Source organism: Pseudomonas sp. 5Vm1k, assembly GCF_056161485.1.
Genome location: NZ_JBSPCZ010000001.1, coordinates 405,845 through 422,045 on the forward strand (window position 1 = coordinate 405,845; position 16,201 = coordinate 422,045).

Sequence of the window (16,201 nt, forward strand, 5' to 3'; positions counted from 1 at the left end):
ACCGAGACCCCCTGACCATGCCGCAATCCCAAGCCAAGAATCTGTCCCTGATCGCCGCAATCGACCTGGGCTCCAACAGCTTTCACATGGTCGTGGCCAAGGCCCAGAACGGCGAAATCCGTATTCTTGAGCGCCTCGGCGAAAAGGTCCAACTGGCCGCCGGCATCGACGACGAGCGCCAGCTCAACGAAGAATCCATGCAGCGCGGGCTCGATTGCCTGAAGCGTTTTGCCCAACTGATCAACGGTATGCCGCCCGGCGCCGTGCGCATCGTTGGCACCAACGCCCTGCGTGAAGCCCGTAACCGTGCCGAATTCATCCACCGCGCCGAAGAAATCCTCGGCCATCCGGTGGAAGTCATCTCCGGCCGTGAAGAAGCGCGCCTGATCTACCTCGGCGTCTCCCACACCCTCGCCGACACCCCGGGCAAGCGCCTGGTGGCCGACATCGGCGGCGGCAGTACCGAATTCATCATCGGCCAGCGTTTCGAGCCGCTGCTGCGCGAAAGCCTGCAAATGGGCTGCGTCAGCTACACCCAGCGCTATTTCAAGGACGGCAAGGTCACTCCGGCCCGTTACGCCCAGGCTTACACGGCAGCGCGGCTGGAGATCATGAGCATCGAACACGCCCTGCATCGCCTGACCTGGGATGAAGCCATCGGCTCCTCGGGCACCATCCGCGCCATCGGCCTGGCGTTGAAGGCTGGCGGGCACGGCACCGGCGAAGTGAATGCCACTGGCCTGGCCTGGCTCAAACGCAAGCTGATCAAACTCGGCGATGTCGAGAAAATCGACTTCGAAGGCATCAAGCCTGACCGCCGCGCGATCTTCCCGGCGGGCCTGGCGATTCTCGAAGCGATCTTCGATGCCCTCGAACTGCAACGTATGGATCACTGTGAAGGCGCCCTGCGTGAAGGCGTGCTCTACGACCTGCTGGGCCGTCATCATCACGAAGACGTGCGTGAGCGCACCCTCAGCTCGCTGATGGAGCGTTACCACGTCGATCTGGAACAAGCGGCGCGGGTTGAACGCAAAGCCCTGCATGCCTTCGATCAGGTGGCCGAGGACTGGGACCTGGACGATGGCGTCTGGCGCGAGTTGCTGGGCTGGGCCGCCAAGGTCCATGAAGTGGGCCTGGACATCGCCCACTATCACTACCACAAGCACGGCGCCTACCTGATCGAGCACTCGGACCTGGCCGGATTCTCCCGCGAAGACCAGCAAATGCTCGCACTGCTGGTGCGCGGTCATCGCCGCAATATTCCCCGGGACAAGTTTGCCGAATTTGGCAGTGATGGCAGCAAGTTGATTCGCCTGTGCGTGCTGCTGCGCTTTGCGATCCTGTTCCATCACATCCGCGGCACCCAGGAAATGCCCCAGGTCACCTTGCGCGCCAACGGCGACAGCCTGGATGTGCTGTTCCCGGCCAACTGGCTGGACGAAAACCAACTGACCCAGGCCGACTTCGCCCTGGAAGCGGATTGGCTAACGCGGGTTGGGTTCACACTTAACGTTCGCTGAAAACGCAAAAAGGCCTTCTTCGGAAGGCCTTTTTTATGTCCGCGATTCAGCGGGCAATGCAATTCCCCTTGTGGGAGCGGGCTTGCTCGCGAATGCATTGTGTCAGTCGACATCTCTATTGACTGACACTCCGCTTTCGCGAGCAAGCCCGCTCCCACAGGTATTGCGGTGTTAACGCACGGCCAGAATCGGGCTACCCAACCGCTCCAGCAATGTCGCCTGCGCACTGCGCGGGTTCTGGTTGCCGGTCGGGGTGTTGCGGATGTAGCGACCGTCCGACTGCAGGCTCCAGCTGTGGGTGTTATCGGTGAGATAAAGCTCCAGCTCTTTCTTGACCCGCATGATCAGCTTCTTGCCTTCCACCGGGAAGCAAGTCTCGACGCGCTTGTCGAGGTTGCGCTCCATCCAGTCGGCACTGGAGAGGAACATCTGCTCTTCGCCGCCATTGAGGAAGTAGAAAACCCGGGTGTGTTCCAGGAAGCGGCCGATGATCGAGCGCACGTGGATGTTGTGGGACACCCCCGGAATGCCCGGACGCAGGCAGCACATGCCGCGCACCACCAGATCGATACGCACCCCGGACTGACTGGCCTTGTACAACGCACGGATGATCTTCGGATCAGTCAGCGAGTTGAACTTGGCGATAATGTGCGCCGGTTTGCCGTCGAGGGCGAACTGCGTCTCCCGGGCAATCATGTCGAGCATGCCCTTCTTCAGCGTGAACGGCGCGTGCAGCAGCTTCTTCATGCGCAGGGTCTTGCCCATGCCGATCAACTGGCTGAACAGTTTGCCGACGTCTTCGCACAACGCGTCATCCGAGGTCAGCAAGCTGTAGTCGGTGTACAAACGGGCGTTGGCCGCGTGGTAGTTGCCGGTACCCAAGTGCGCGTAGCGGACAATCTCGCCGGCCTCGCGCCGCAGGATCAGCATCATCTTGGCGTGGGTCTTGAAGCCGACCACGCCGTAGATCACCACCGCACCGGCCGCTTGCAGACGGCTGGCCAGTTGCAGGTTGGACTCTTCGTCGAACCGTGCCCGCAACTCGATCACCGCCGTGACTTCCTTGCCGTTGCGCGCGGCATCCACCAGCGCATCGACGATTTCAGAGTTGGCGCCGGAACGGTACAGGGTCTGACGGACCGCCAGTACATGTGGGTCCTTGGCGGCCTGGCGCAGCAGGTCGACCACCGGGGTGAACGACTCGAACGGGTGCAGCAGCAGGATGTCCTGCTTGCTGATCACGCTGAAAATGTTCTCGCTGTTCTGCAGCAATTTCGGGATCTGCGGCGTGAACGGCAGGTATTGCAGCGCACGCTGACTGTCCAGGCCGGTGATGCTGAACAGACGGGTCAGGTTGACCGGACCGTTGACCTGATACAGCTCGGTCTCGTGCAGGTTGAACTGCTTGAGCAAGTAGTCGGACAGGTGTTTCGGGCAGGTGTCGGCGACTTCCAGACGCACCGCATCGCCGTAACGACGGGAGAACAACTCGCCGCGCAGGGCGCGGGCCAGGTCTTCCACGTCTTCAGTATCGACTGCCAGGTCGGCGTTTCGGGTCAGGCGGAACTGATAGCAGCCTTTAACCTTCATGCCCTGGAACAGGTCATCGGCGTGGGCGTGGATCATCGACGACAGGAACACGTAGTTGTCGCCAGGACCGCCGACCTCTTCCGGCACCTTGATCACACGCGGCAGCAGACGCGGCGCCGGGATGATCGCCAGACCGGAGTCACGACCGAAGGCGTCGATGCCTTCGAGCTCGACGATGAAGTTCAGGCTCTTGTTCACCAGCAACGGGAACGGGTGCGTCGGGTCGAGGCCGATCGGGGTGATGATCGGCGCGATCTCGTCGCGGAAATAACGGCGCACCCAGGTTTTGATCTTGGTCGTCCAGTGACGGCGACGGATGAAGCGGACCTGATGCTTCTCCAGTTCCGGCAACAGAATGTCGTTGAGGATCGCGTATTGGCGGTCCACATAACCGTGCACCAGCTCGCTGATCCGGGCCAGGGCCTGATGCGGTTGCAGGCCATCGGCGCCAGCCTGTTCACGGGCGAAGGTGATCTGCTTCTTCAGGCCGGCCACGCGAATTTCGAAGAACTCGTCCAGGTTACTGGAGAAGATCAGCAGGAATTTCAGCCGTTCCAGCAACGGATAGGACTCATCCAGCGCCTGTTCCAGCACGCGGATGTTGAACTGCAGTTGTGAGAGCTCGCGATGGATGTACAAGCTGCTGTCATCCAGGCCGGGAATGGCAATCGCCGGGACTGCGGGCGCAGCCTCGATGACCACCGCGGGTGGAGTAGGCTCCAGCTCCGGCGGGGTTTCGGCGATTTGCTCGACCACGGCTTGAGCTTCCTTTACTGCAACTTCAGAGAGTCCTTCGGTATTCATCGAATGTTCCTGGGAGGGCTATTTTTGCTCTCGTAACAATTGGGCAGCGCGCACGGCAAAATAAGTCAGGATGCCATCTGCGCCTGCACGTTTAAAAGCGGTCAGGGATTCGAGGATAACCCCTTCGCTCAACCAGCCATTCTGGATCGCCGCCATGTGCATGGCGTATTCGCCGCTGACTTGGTAAACAAACGTCGGCACTTTGAATTCTTCTTTGACCCGGTAAAGGATGTCCAGATACGGCATGCCTGGCTTGACCATGACCATGTCCGCGCCTTCTGACAAGTCCGCCGCCACTTCGTGCAGGGCTTCGTTGCTGTTGGCCGGGTCCATCTGATAGGAGGCCTTGTTGGCCTTGCCCAGGTTCAGCGCCGACCCCACCGCATCGCGGAACGGGCCGTAATAGGCGCTGGCGTACTTCGCCGAGTAAGCCATGATCCGCACATTGACGTGATCGGCCAGCTCAAGGGCTTCGCGGATCGCCTGGATGCGACCGTCCATCATGTCCGACGGCGCCACGACTTGCGCGCCCGCTGCGGCGTGGGACAGCGCCTGCTTGACCAGTGCGTCGACGGTGATGTCGTTCTGCACGTAGCCTTCTTCGTCGAGGATACCGTCCTGGCCGTGGGTGGTGAACGGGTCCAGGGCGACGTCAGTGATCACACCCAACTCCGGGAAGCGATCACGCAGGGCGCGGGTGGCGCGCTGGGCAATGCCTTCGGGATTCCAGGCTTCGGCGGCATCCAGCGATTTGAGTTCCGGCGGCGTCACCGGAAACAGCGCCACGGCCGGAATCCCCAGCTCGACCCACTTCGCCGCCTCGATCAGCAACAGATCAATGGTCAGGCGTTCAACGCCCGGCATCGACGCCACCGCTTCGCGACGGTTTTCACCGTCCAGCACAAACACCGGCAGGATCAGGTCATCGACGGTCAGAACGTTTTCACGGACCAGTCGACGCGAAAAATCATCACGGCGGTTGCGACGCAGGCGGGTTGCAGGAAACAAACGGTTGGCGGGGGTAAAGCTCACGGCAGACTCCTGAGCCCGCGCTGACGGGCGAGCGTGACAGTTATAAGCGGCCATTATGACGAAGACATGACAGTTGTGCTTACCCCCGTGACACGTAGCCGCATTCCATTGTCGTTGTAGGAATTGTTCACGTCGAGACACATTTGGACACTTTCATGAATGTGCACGAAGGGTTAGGCTGCGCGTTCATTTCGCCAGCACCCAGACAATGCTCCAACAATTTCTGCATGACTTCGGCTACTTTGCCCTTTTTCTCGGCACGTTCTTCGAAGGCGAAACCATCCTGGTGCTCGCGGGCTTCCTCGCGTTTCGCGGATACATGGACATCAACCTGGTGGTTGTCGTGGCGTTCTTCGGCAGTTATGCCGGCGATCAGCTGTGGTACTTCCTGGGGCGCAAGCACGGCCGCAAATTACTGGCGCGCAAACCGCGCTGGCAGATGATGGGCGACCGGGCGCTGGAGCATATCCGCAAGCACCCGGACATCTGGGTCCTGAGCTTCCGCTTTGTCTACGGTCTGCGCACGGTGATGCCGGTGGCGATCGGCCTGTCGGGCTACCCGCCGGGTCGCTACTTGCTGCTGAACGGGATTGGTGCCGCGATCTGGGCCAGCGCCCTGGCGGCGGCGGCCTATCACTTCGGTGCCGTGCTTGAAGGCTTGCTGGGCAGCGTCAAGAAGTACGAGCTATGGGTGCTCGGCGCCCTGCTGGTATTGGGCCTGATCCTGTGGCTGCGCCGGCGCTTCAAGAATGCTCGCCTGGCGAAGAAGATCTACGCCGACGAACAAGCCCTGAAGGCTGAACAAGCACGGATCAGCGAACCTAAGACGCCAGTCGAGTGAAGCGGTTTCTGCAGCAGTAGAGACCGATCCCGCTGAGCAGGCTGTAACTGAGCAGGCCGACCCAGCCCACTGTGCTGGCCGGCCACAGCCCGACCATCGGCGCCAGCCACACCAGCGGCAGGTTCGATGCCAGCCGCAGCAGCTCCAGCTTCAACGCCCACGGGCGATTCTCCAGGGCCACGCCCAACGTAAACAAACCCAGTGCCACCGCACTCCAGCCGAGCACCAGCGCGGCGGTCGACAGACTTTGCTCCAGGTTCATCAAATAGCTGCCCAAGGCGACGTAGACGCAGAACTGCAACGCCACATACAACTGCTGACGTCCGTCCAGCGGCACTTCGAATTTGCGAAACTGACTCAGGTCGGGCTTGTTCATCGGGTACTTGGCCGCCACGTCCGCCGGGCGCCAACCGGTGCGCATGAACCAGATCCGCAGCTTGTCCCACTTGCTCTGCGCCCGCTTCGCGTCATCCCACAACTGCGCATAGAACTGCAGGTTGGCCCACAACGGATTCCAGCTCGCCAGCGGCGTGGTCACGCCGAAAATCACCGGCTCGTTGTCGTCCTCTTCCTGGAACGAGCCAAATAGACGGTCCCAAATAATGAACACCCCGCCGTAGTTGCGATCCATGTAGAGAGCGTTCTGTGCATGGTGAGCCCGATGATTGGACGGTGTGACGAAAAACCACTCGAACCAGCCAAGCTTGGGAATGTGTTTTGTGTGCACCCAGAATTGATACAACAGGTTCAGCGCCGCCACGCTGACGAACACCAGCAGCGGCACGCCGAGCACGGCCATGGGCAGGTAGAAAATCCAGCTCAGCAAAAAGCCTGTGCTGGTCTGGCGCAGGGCCGTGGAGAGGTTGTAGTCCTCGCTCTGGTGGTGCACCGAATGCGCGGCCCAGAGGATGTTGCGTTCATGGCCCATGCGGTGCAGCCAGTAGTAGCAGAAGTCGTAGAGAACGAAGGCGAAGACCCAGGCCCAGACGCTGTCGCCCGAGAGCTTGAACAGCGCCAGATGTTCAAGGGCAAACGCATACGTCAGCAGCCCTACCCCCTTGGTCAGCAGCCCCGTGGTAGTCGACAACACGCCGGTACTGATGCTGTTGATCGCGTCGGCCAAGCGATAATTGCGGACCCCGCGCCAACGGTCCGCCAGCAGCTCGGCAGCGATCAACACAAAGAAAAACGGCACCGCATACAGAATGAAATTCATGACGCACCCTGAACGGAATCGTGATGACTGATCCTAGGCGTAGCCACGCATTAACCCTATGGCAACGAGCGACAAATTAGTGGACATTTAACGCCATGAATCTGGAGAAAAGCCCATGAGCAAAAAAATTGCAGTGATCCTTTCCGGCTGTGGCGTGTACGACGGCGCCGAGATCCACGAAAGCGTGATCACCTTGCTGCGCCTGGACCAACGCGGTGCCCAGGTGCAGTGCTTTGCACCGAACATCTCGCAGTTGCATGTGATCAATCACCTGACTGGCGAAGAAATGCCCGAGTCGCGCAACGTCCTGGTGGAATCGGCGCGTATCGCACGGGGCAATATCAAGGACATTCGCGAAGCCAGCGTCGAAGACTTCGATGCGCTGATCGTGCCGGGCGGGTTCGGTGCGGCGAAGAACCTTTCCAACTTCGCGGTGGAAGGCGCCGGTTGCACGGTTCAGCCAGACGTCCTGGCCCTGACTGAAGCCTTTGCCGAAGCCGGCAAGCCGGTCGGCTTGATCTGCATCTCGCCAGCGCTGGCGGCGAAGATCTACGGCCCGGGGGTGACCTGCACCATCGGCAACGATGCCGACACAGCGGCGGCCATGAACAAAATGGGCGCCACCCACACCGATTGTGCCGTGGGCGACATTGTCGAGGACAAGGCGCGCAAATTGGTGAGTACACCGGCGTATATGCTGGCGCAAACGATCAGCGAGGCGGCGTCGGGAATTAACAAGTTGGTCGACCGGGTACTCGAACTGACCCACGAAAACGACGTGTAACGCGGGCCAAAATGTGGGAGCGGGCTTGCTCGCGAAAGCGTCCTTTCAGTTGATACTAATGTCGACTGATACACCGCTTTCGCGAGCAAGCCCGTTCCCACAGGGGATTTCGGTCTGGCTCAGGGTTTACGGGTCAACCGGGTGAGAATCCGATCCAGCGCATTGGCAAACGCCTGTTTCTCCCGCTCGCCAAACGGCGCGGGGCCGCCGCTCATCTGGCCCTGTTCACGAAGGTCGGTAAACAGATTGCGCACCGCCAGCCGATCACCCATGTTCTGCGCATCGAACTCTTTGCCTCGCGGGTCCAGTGCCGAAACGCCCTTCTTCACCAAACGATCGGCCAACGGCACATCGCTGCAAATCACCAGCTCACCGGGCACTGCGTGTTCCACCAGGTAATCGTCGGCCGCATCCGGGCCACTGGGCACCACGATCAGCTTCACCAGGGCCAGCCCCGGCTTGATCTGCGGCTGACCAGCCACCAGCACCACTTCGAACTGGCGCTTGAGGGCGAACTTCACCACCAGATCCTTGGCTGCCCGTGGGCAGGCGTCGGCATCGATCCAGACACGCATTGTGTTTTCCTCTCTTAAAAGCTTCGCGGGCAAGCCTCGCTCCTACAGGTTATACGCGACCGGCGCATGAATCCTGTAGGAGCGAGCCTTGCCCGCGAATGGGGACGACGCGAACTTAAGACGTTTGCATCCGCCGCTTCTCCGCCATGCGACTGCGGCTGTACAGCACGATAATCGCAATGATCGCCACCGCCTGCGCACTCAACGAATACGCGTCCGCGTGAATCCCCAGCCAGTCGAAGTCGAAGAATGGCACCGGCCGGGTGCCGAAGATCCCGGCTTCCTGCAGCGCTTTCACGCCATGCCCGGCAAACACCACCGACAACGCGCACAACAACCCGGCGTTGATGCCAAAGAACAGCGCCAGCGGCAGCTTCGCCGAACCGCGCAGAATCACCCAGGCCAGGCCCACCAACAGCACCAGCGCCGTGGCGCCGCCCGCCAATACCGCGTTATGCCCGGCAGGACCGGCCTGCAACCACAGGGTTTCGTAGAACAGGATCACTTCGAACAATTCGCGGTACACCGAGAAAAACGCGAGGATCGCAAAACCGAAACGCCCGCCGCCGCCCACCAGGCTGCTCTTGATGTAATCCTGCCAGGCTGCCGCGTGACGACGATCGTGCATCCACACGCCCAGCCACAGCACCATGACGCTGGCAAACAGCGCGGTGCAGCCTTCCAGCAGTTCACGCTGGGCGCCACTCACATCGATCACGTAAGCGGCCAGCGCCCAAGTCGCCAAACCGGCCACCAGCGCCAAACCCCAACCGACGTTGACGCTGCGCACCGCCGATTGCTGGCCGGTATTGCGCAGGAACGCGAGGATTGCCGCCAGTACCAGGATCGCTTCCAGGCCTTCGCGCAGCAGTATCAACAAGCCGGAGATGTAGCTCAGGGACCAGCTCAAGCCATCGCTGCCCAGCAGGCCGGCGGATTCCTTCAACTTGGACTTGGCCGCGTCCAGGCGCTGCTCAACCTGAGCCACCGGCAAACCGTCCTGCAACGACTGACGGTACGCCATCAGGGATTTTTCAGTGTCTTTGCGCACGTTGGCGTCGACGTTATCCAGGGAGCTTTCGACCAGTTCGAAGCCTTCCAGGTACGCCGCCACCGACAAGTCGTAGGCCTGATCGTGCTCACCCGCACGGTAAGCGGCGATGCTCTTGTCCAGCGTCGCTGCGGTGTAATCAAGCAACTGCGCCGGGCCACGCTTGACCTGCGGCGGCTGCGCCCGTTGTGCGCGGAAAGTCGCCACGGCCTGTGGACCTTCGGCGGCCAGCACTTCGGCGGGTGTCTGACGGGCCAGGTCGGCAATGTTGTAGGTCTTTTCGGATTTCGCCGCCGCCGGATCGACGCTGAAGCCAGCGATATAGGTCGCCAGATCCCAACGCTGACGATCATCCAGCTGATCGGCGAAGGACGGCATGTCGGTGCCTTCGACGCCCATGCCCAAGGTGTTGTAGATCGCGTAAAGGCTTAAACGATCCAGTCGCACTGCATCGCGCAGATTGGCCGGCGGTGGTGTCATGCCCACACCTGCCGGGCCATCACCGGCACCTGCATCGCCGTGGCACACCGAACATTGCTGGGCATACAGCGGCGCGCCGCGAGTCGGGTCCGGGGTAATCACCGGAGCCTGGCTGACTTCATAAGCGACCGCCAGCTCCGCACCGAGCTGCCGGGCCTGACGGACCACGTCCGCGCTGTCCTTGTGAGCCGCAATTGCGGCGCCCAGGCTGCTGACGCCTTGCTGCAATTCAGCACGCTCGGGCCTGGCCGGCAAATCGGCGATCACCCCTTTCAGAACCCCCAGAAACTCCTGCTGTTCGCGATACTCAGACTCATCAATGACCTTGCCGGCCTCGACTGCTGCCGGGTAGTCGGCGCCAATGTAGTCGAGCAAATGCAGCGCTTTTGGCGCGCCTTCGGCGGTTTCAGCCAGCGCATTGAGGCTGCAGAACGCAATAACCGGCAGCACTAGCCACGCCAGAAAACGGGAGGAGGCAGTCATGAATGAATCTCAAAGGGAAATACGAAGTAACACATTGTTAACTTCCAATGACTTTCACTCAAGCTTTGTTGGTATTTCCTGCGCGGCTGCGTATACATTCAGCGGCGAATTGCCATCTCCTCGCGGTATCCGATCAGGGAAGAATCATCGTCCATGCGCTCACACCTCTATTTCTCGCTGTTGCTAAGCCTCACCCTGCAACTGACCGGTTGCGCCGCCTATCGCAACTACGACCTGGAACTGGCGCAAACGACTGACCAGTTGAAAGCTGGAAATCCGCAGGGCGCTCTCCAATTGCTGGAACTGCACAACCCGCAAGAAGATCGGGATCTGCTCTATTACTTCGAAAAAGGTGCCGTCCTGAGTGCCGCCGGCGAGCTTGCGCAAAGTCAGGTGGCCTGGCGCAGCGCGGAGCAAATGGTGATTCAGCGCCAGGACACCGTTGAATCCACCGGCACTCAACTTCTTTCCGCGATGGGCGATCATTGGGGCAGCATCATCAATGACAAACTGCGTCGCTACGATGGCTACGACTATGAAAAGGTCATGCTGACCACGCAAATGGCCCTTAACCAGCTGGCCGTGAATGACTTCGATGGTGCCCGCGCCGATATCAAGAAAACCCACGAACGCGAAGCACTGATCGCCCGCCAGTGGGAAAAACAATACGAGCAAGTCGAGGAACAAGCCAAGGCCCAGGGCGTTCGCGTGCACTACAAGGATCTTCAGGGTTACCCCGTGGCCACCCTCGATGCGCCCTCCGTCATCGCGCTGAAGAACGGCTATCAGAGCGCGTTCAGCCACTACCTGGCCGGGTTTACCTATGAAGCGCTGGGCGAGCGTGACCTCGCGGCACCCGGTTATCGCCAGGCCATCGAGTTGCGACCCGACCTGCCCTTCTTTCAACAGGCCTTGCGCGGACTCGACAAACCCGCCACCAAAGCCAATGAAAGTGATGTGTTGATCATTGTTCAAAGCGGCCTGGCGCCGGCGCGCAGTTCGGTTCGGGTGCCCTATCCGGTTCGCCTGCAAGACGGCCAGGTCATCGTCGCCAACGTTTCGTTTCCGGTGATGGTGCCCGACACCTCGACCCCGGCATTCACACAGATGACCGTCGACGGGCGCAAACAGCCACTGATCCTCGTCAACAGCATCACCGACATGTCGCTGCGGACATTACGCGACGACATGCCCGGCATTATTCAGCGCACCGCCTATCGCGCCTTCCTGGCGGCTGACGTTCAGGGTACCGATAACCGGCGCGACCCAAGCAAAGCCTCCTACGTGACGCAGCATGATGGCTTTGAGCACGCGGACACCCGGACCTGGCGCACCTTGCCCAACATCACCCAAATGGTGCGTCTGCACCTGAAAAAAGGCGAGCACCTGATCAGCCTGCCCAACGCTCCGGACGCCGCGCCGCTGAAAATCCGCATCGATCAGAACCATCAAGTCATCGGCCTGCGAGCACTGGGTGGGCGGATCTTCAGCAACGGCGTGGCTTTCGAACCTTCCTCTGCGCCAGACAGCACCGTGGTATCCGGCCTGAAATAAGTAGTGGCACGTTGTGAAAATATGTAACTAAAAAGCCATTACATAGCCAGCATCCGCGCATATAATGCCGCGCCCTTGCGATTACGCGGCGGCATTTAAGCTCCTCTTTCATGAGGAATTGGCAGGACGCCAGTCTCCCTGCCGATAGGTCCCAACAGCCCGACCAGCATGTGCGGCTGCTTATACTCAGGGAAGAAGTACCCCCTATGGCCTCTCGTGCCCTTACCTCGATCGCTCTCAGCGCGGTCACTTTGCTCTCCGGCTGCTCGGCTTTTCGCAACTACGACACCGAACTGGCACAAACCAACCAGCAACTCGCCGCCGGCAATGTCGATGCGGCGCTGACGATGCTCGAAAAGAACAACGCCGGCCCGGACAAAGACCTGCTCTATTACTTCGAGAAAGGTGAACTGCTGCGCGCCAAGGGCGATCTGTCCGGCAGCCAGAATGCCTGGACCAGCGCCGATCAGGTGGTGGGCAAATGGGAAGACTCGGTCAAGCTCGATACCGACAAATACCTGGCACAGTTCGGTAGCTTCCTGGTCAACGACAAGGTCCGCCGCTACGAAGGCTACGACTACGAAAAAGTCATGCTGACCACCCAGATGGCGCTCAACCTGCTGGCGGTGAATGACTTCGACGGCGCGCGCATGTCGATCAAGAAGACCCACGAACGCGAAGCGGTGATCGCCGATCTGCGGGACAAGGAATACCTCAAGAGCGAAGACGAGGCCGAGAAAGAAGGCATCAAGACCCAGTACAAAGACTTGCAGGGTTACCCGGTCGCCAGCCTCGACGCACCTGACGTGGTCAGCCTGAAAAACAGCTACCAGAGTGCGTTCAGCCATTACCTGGCTGGTTTCGTCTACGAAGCCCTGGGTGAAAAAGACCTCGCCGCGCCGGGTTACCGCAAGGCCGCCGAACTGCGCCCGAACACCCCGCTGCTGGAACAGGCACTGGTCAACCTCGACAAGCCGGTCAAGACTGACGACAGCGATATTCTGATCGTTGTGCAGAGCGGCCTGGCGCCGTCCCGTGATTCGATCCGCGTCCCGCTGCCATTGCCAATCAGCGGTAATCTGGTGATCACCCCGCTGTCGTTCCCGATCATCAAGCCAGACACCTCCACCGCACCTTTCGCCCAGATCGGCGTGGACGGTCAGCAGTTGAACCTGACGCAACTCAACAGCACCACCGCCATGTCCCGCCGCGCATTGCGTGACGACATGCCGGGCATCATCCTGCGCACCACCGTGCGTGCCGTGACCAAAGGCGTGGCCCAGAAGAAGATCAACGAAACCAATCCGCTGGCCGGCCTGGCGGTGGGTATTTCTTCAGCCGTGCTGGAAGGTGCCGATACCCGTACGTGGCGCACCCTGCCGGACAACACCCAGGTGGTGCGTCTGCGCTTGAAGAAAGGTGAGCACCAAGTCACCCTGCCGAGCGCCGTGGGCGGCTCGGTGGTCAAGGTCACTGTGGATCAGCGTTATCAGGTCATCACTTTGCGCGCCGTGGGTAGTCAGGTATTCGCCAGCGGCCTGGCCGCACACGTGATCCCGAACGCCAACCCGACCGCCGTGGCCAGCCTCAAACAACCTTAAGAACGGAGTCTTTGCATGCGCTTCAAACTCATCGCCTTAGTCGCCCTGGCCTTGTTGGCCGGGTGCGCCACCCCGCCACCGCCGGAGCCAGGCAGTGCCGCCAGTAAAGTCGTGGCCATGGGCAAGCTCAAGAACATCGTGGTCGGCGCCATGCGCGTCGCCCGGGAAAACGGCTTCCAGACGGTCAATGTGCAGCTGAGCAACACCAGCTTCAACAACAAGACCTTCTATTACCGTTTCGCCTGGCTCGGCCCTGAGGGTTTCCCGGTCGCGGAAGAAGAAACCTGGAAAAGCCAGATGATGTACGGCGAGCAGACCAGTTTCATCCAGGCCATTGCGCCGACTGCCAAAGCCGTGGATTTCCGTCTCGAAATCAAGACGCCTTAAACCGACCCTATTCGTTCAGTTCTAGAGAGCATTCCCATGTTTGCACGCTTTTCGTTCATCGCCGTCCTCGCCCTCCTGGCCAGCGGTTGCGCCAACACTTCGCCTACCCTGGGCAGCAAGAACATCAGCTACGGTGACACCAAGGCTGTGGAAACCGTGACCAACGAGTTCGGTTCCACCGACCTGCAGATGATCGCCGAGGCCATGACCCGTTCCCTCGCCCAGTCCGGCATCATGCAGGGCCGCCCGGTGGTTCAGGTCTACGACGTGAAGAACAAGACCAGCGAGTACATCGATACCCGCGAAATCACCACCAGCATCAAGACTCAATTGATGAAGACCGGTGTCGCGCGCTTCGCTAGCGACAACAACGCGATGCAGAGCCAGGTTGACCAGCTCAAGCTGCAAAACCAGAGCGGCCTGTACAAGAAAAGCACTGTCGCCAAGACCGGCAACATGATCGCAGCCAAGTACCGCATCGAAGGCTCGATCAGCTCGATCGTCAAGCGCAGCAGCGACTACAAGGACGTCTTCTACAAATTCAGCCTGCAATTGATCGACGTTGAAAGCGGTCTGGCCGAGTGGATGGACGAAAAAGAGATTCGCAAAACCACGGAGCGTTAATCAATGCGCGCATGGATTGGCATGATGGCCCTGGCTTGCGCGTTCAGCGTGCAAGCGGCCCCGAAAGTTGCAGTCACGGATCTGGCGTACCAGGAGCGGGTGGAGCAGTACATCCACATCGTCTCGGCGCAGAACAATTACCGCGAGGGTTACTACAGCTCCAGCGGTTCGTCGAACTACAACGAGATCGAAGCCACCACCAGCTACATCGAACAGGCCGAGCTGCGTAAATTCACTGGCGACATCAAGGGTGAAATCCTGCGTACCGGCATGTTCCAGCTGATTCAGGGCACGCCTTACACGGCTTCGTCCAAGGGTGACATCTACGATGTGATCAAGCGGATCAAGGCTGGCAACTTCAAGGGCGCGGACTATGTGCTATTCGGCACGGTGTCGGACATCGACTTCACCCAGGACATGAACGAGCTGGCGAACACCGACAGCTATTCGGCGGTGCTGGCGTTGACCCTAGTGGCGGATTTCAGTCTGATCAACACCAAGACCTTCGAAATCACCTCGGCCTTCACGGCGATGGGCGAAGGCCAGGACACCAAACTGGTGAATGGCCGGGACATCAAGATTTCGCTGAACCGCCCTCGGGTGGTGCGTGACGTTTCCAAGGCCTTGGGCGAAGACGTGGCCGGGCAACTGAGCCAACAGCTCGGTGGTCCCAGTTATGAACAGCCGGGGCAAGCCCCGCAGCGCAACAACCTGCCTCGGGATACAGCGCCGGTAATCCTGCGCTGAACCCCTGTGGCGAGGGGCTTCTGTGGTGAGGGGGCTTGCCCCCGTTGGACTGCGTAGCGGTCCCATTATGGAGGCGCTTCGCACCTCAACGGGGGCAAGCCCCCTCGCCACAGAAGCTCCCTCGCCACAATGAGTGCAAGGCAAACGAAAAAGGCGACCTGTAGAGGTCGCCTTTTTTGTGCCTGACGGTTTTACACCACCGCTTTACGCAGCGTTGCCATGAACGCCGCAGCGCCAATGAACAACCCGGCAAACGTGCGGTTCATGCGTTTCTGCTGCTTGGGCGTGCGCAACAGTCGCAACACTTTGGCCGCCAGCCCTGTGTAACCGGCCATGACGATCAGGTCGACACAGATCATGGTCACGCCAATGATCAGGTACTGAGCCAGCAGCGGCGCATGGGGATCTATGAACTGCGGCAACACCGCCAACATGAACACCAATGCCTTGGGGTTGCTGATGTTCACCAGGAATCCTCGGAACACCAGAGCCATCGGCTTGCCAATCTGCCGCACCGCACCGTCGTCGCTCATATCGCTGGGCAGTGCTCGCCATTGCTTGACCGCCAGGTAAACCAGATACGCCACGCCGAACCATTTGATCGCGTAGAACGCCGTCGCCGAAGCCGTGAGAATGGCCCCCACACCCAAGCCGACAATCGCAATCTGCACCGCCAGGCCCAGTTGCAGGCCCAGGGCGTTCCAGTAACCGCGCCAAAAACCATATCGCAAGCCGCTGGACATCGACGCAATCGCGCCGGCACCGGGAGACAAACTGATCACCCAGCAGGCGGCAAAAAACGCCAGCCATGTTTGAAGCACCATCGCACACCTCGACTCAGACTCGTGACAGACGTCTAAGCTAATGCGGCTTTGGGCGGATGACTACCGATTTTTTGTAGGACAGGGGGAC

The 16,201-nt window shown here is 60.2% G+C and carries 14 protein-coding genes; 8 read left to right on the top strand and 6 right to left on the bottom strand.

Going from position 1 to position 16,201, the window contains the following annotated elements:
• Nucleotides 1-17 precede the first annotated feature (17 nt).
• Entirely contained in the window at nt 18-1,520 is a 1,503-nt protein-coding gene (gene ppx / locus ACWIKB_RS01830; RefSeq protein ID WP_475265080.1) for an exopolyphosphatase, read from the top strand.
• A gap of 171 nt (nt 1,521-1,691) precedes the next feature.
• Here ppx and ppk1 read toward each other — a convergent pair whose 3' ends face one another.
• Together ppk1 and hemB are read right to left on the bottom strand one after the other, a co-directional pair.
• The gene (gene ppk1, locus ACWIKB_RS01835; protein ID WP_475265081.1) at nt 1,692-3,914 is read right to left on the bottom strand and encodes a polyphosphate kinase 1; all 2,223 of its coding nucleotides are present in this window, start codon (nt 3,912-3,914) and stop codon (nt 1,692-1,694) included.
• Between the two features lie 18 nt (nt 3,915-3,932).
• Nucleotides 3,933-4,946: a porphobilinogen synthase gene (gene hemB / locus ACWIKB_RS01840; protein WP_201198791.1), complete on the bottom strand. Its 1,014-nt coding sequence runs from the start codon at nt 4,944-4,946 to the stop codon at nt 3,933-3,935.
• Between the two features lie 208 nt (nt 4,947-5,154).
• Between hemB and ACWIKB_RS01845 the strand changes: the two genes are divergently transcribed.
• Nucleotides 5,155-5,787 (top strand): DedA family protein, encoded by a 633-nt coding sequence (locus ACWIKB_RS01845; protein WP_123509711.1) that lies wholly within the window; start codon nt 5,155-5,157, stop codon nt 5,785-5,787.
• Here the strand turns inward: ACWIKB_RS01845 and ACWIKB_RS01850 are convergent.
• Complete coding sequence (locus ACWIKB_RS01850; protein WP_475265082.1) at nt 5,768-7,003, bottom strand: sterol desaturase family protein; 1,236 nt, start codon at nt 7,001-7,003, stop codon at nt 5,768-5,770. The genes ACWIKB_RS01845 and ACWIKB_RS01850 overlap by 20 nt on opposite strands.
• A gap of 115 nt (nt 7,004-7,118) precedes the next feature.
• On the opposite strand from ACWIKB_RS01850, the gene elbB reads away from it, so the two are divergent.
• Entirely contained in the window at nt 7,119-7,787 is a 669-nt protein-coding gene (gene elbB, locus ACWIKB_RS01855; RefSeq protein ID WP_475265083.1) for an isoprenoid biosynthesis glyoxalase ElbB, read from the top strand.
• Between the two features lie 119 nt (nt 7,788-7,906).
• On the opposite strand, the gene ACWIKB_RS01860 is transcribed toward elbB, so the two are convergent.
• Entirely contained in the window at nt 7,907-8,362 is a 456-nt protein-coding gene (locus tag ACWIKB_RS01860) for a YaiI/YqxD family protein (RefSeq protein WP_163910725.1), read from the bottom strand.
• Between the two features lie 115 nt (nt 8,363-8,477).
• Entirely contained in the window at nt 8,478-10,376 is a 1,899-nt protein-coding gene (locus tag ACWIKB_RS01865; RefSeq protein WP_475265084.1) for an FTR1 family protein, read from the bottom strand.
• 153 nt (nt 10,377-10,529) lie between these two features.
• On the opposite strand from ACWIKB_RS01865, the gene ACWIKB_RS01870 reads away from it, so the two are divergent.
• From ACWIKB_RS01870 to ACWIKB_RS01890, 5 genes are all read left to right on the top strand, one after another.
• On the top strand, nt 10,530-11,930 hold the full coding sequence (locus ACWIKB_RS01870) for a COG3014 family protein (RefSeq protein ID WP_475265085.1): 1,401 nt from the start codon (nt 10,530-10,532) through the stop codon (nt 11,928-11,930).
• Nucleotides 11,931-12,136: 206 nt separating this feature from the next.
• Nucleotides 12,137-13,531 (top strand): COG3014 family protein, encoded by a 1,395-nt coding sequence (locus ACWIKB_RS01875; protein ID WP_475265086.1) that lies wholly within the window; start codon nt 12,137-12,139, stop codon nt 13,529-13,531.
• Between the two features lie 15 nt (nt 13,532-13,546).
• Nucleotides 13,547-13,918 (top strand): YcfL family putative periplasmic lipoprotein, encoded by a 372-nt coding sequence (locus ACWIKB_RS01880; protein ID WP_475265087.1) that lies wholly within the window; start codon nt 13,547-13,549, stop codon nt 13,916-13,918.
• 36 nt (nt 13,919-13,954) lie between these two features.
• Entirely contained in the window at nt 13,955-14,542 is a 588-nt protein-coding gene (gene lpoB, locus ACWIKB_RS01885; RefSeq protein WP_475265088.1) for a penicillin-binding protein activator LpoB, read from the top strand.
• A gap of 3 nt (nt 14,543-14,545) precedes the next feature.
• Complete coding sequence (locus ACWIKB_RS01890; RefSeq protein WP_475265089.1) at nt 14,546-15,289, top strand: penicillin-binding protein activator LpoB; 744 nt, start codon at nt 14,546-14,548, stop codon at nt 15,287-15,289.
• Nucleotides 15,290-15,480: 191 nt separating this feature from the next.
• Here ACWIKB_RS01890 and ACWIKB_RS01895 read toward each other — a convergent pair whose 3' ends face one another.
• Complete coding sequence (locus ACWIKB_RS01895) at nt 15,481-16,113, bottom strand: LysE family transporter (RefSeq protein ID WP_475265090.1); 633 nt, start codon at nt 16,111-16,113, stop codon at nt 15,481-15,483.
• Nucleotides 16,114-16,201 lie beyond the last annotated feature (88 nt).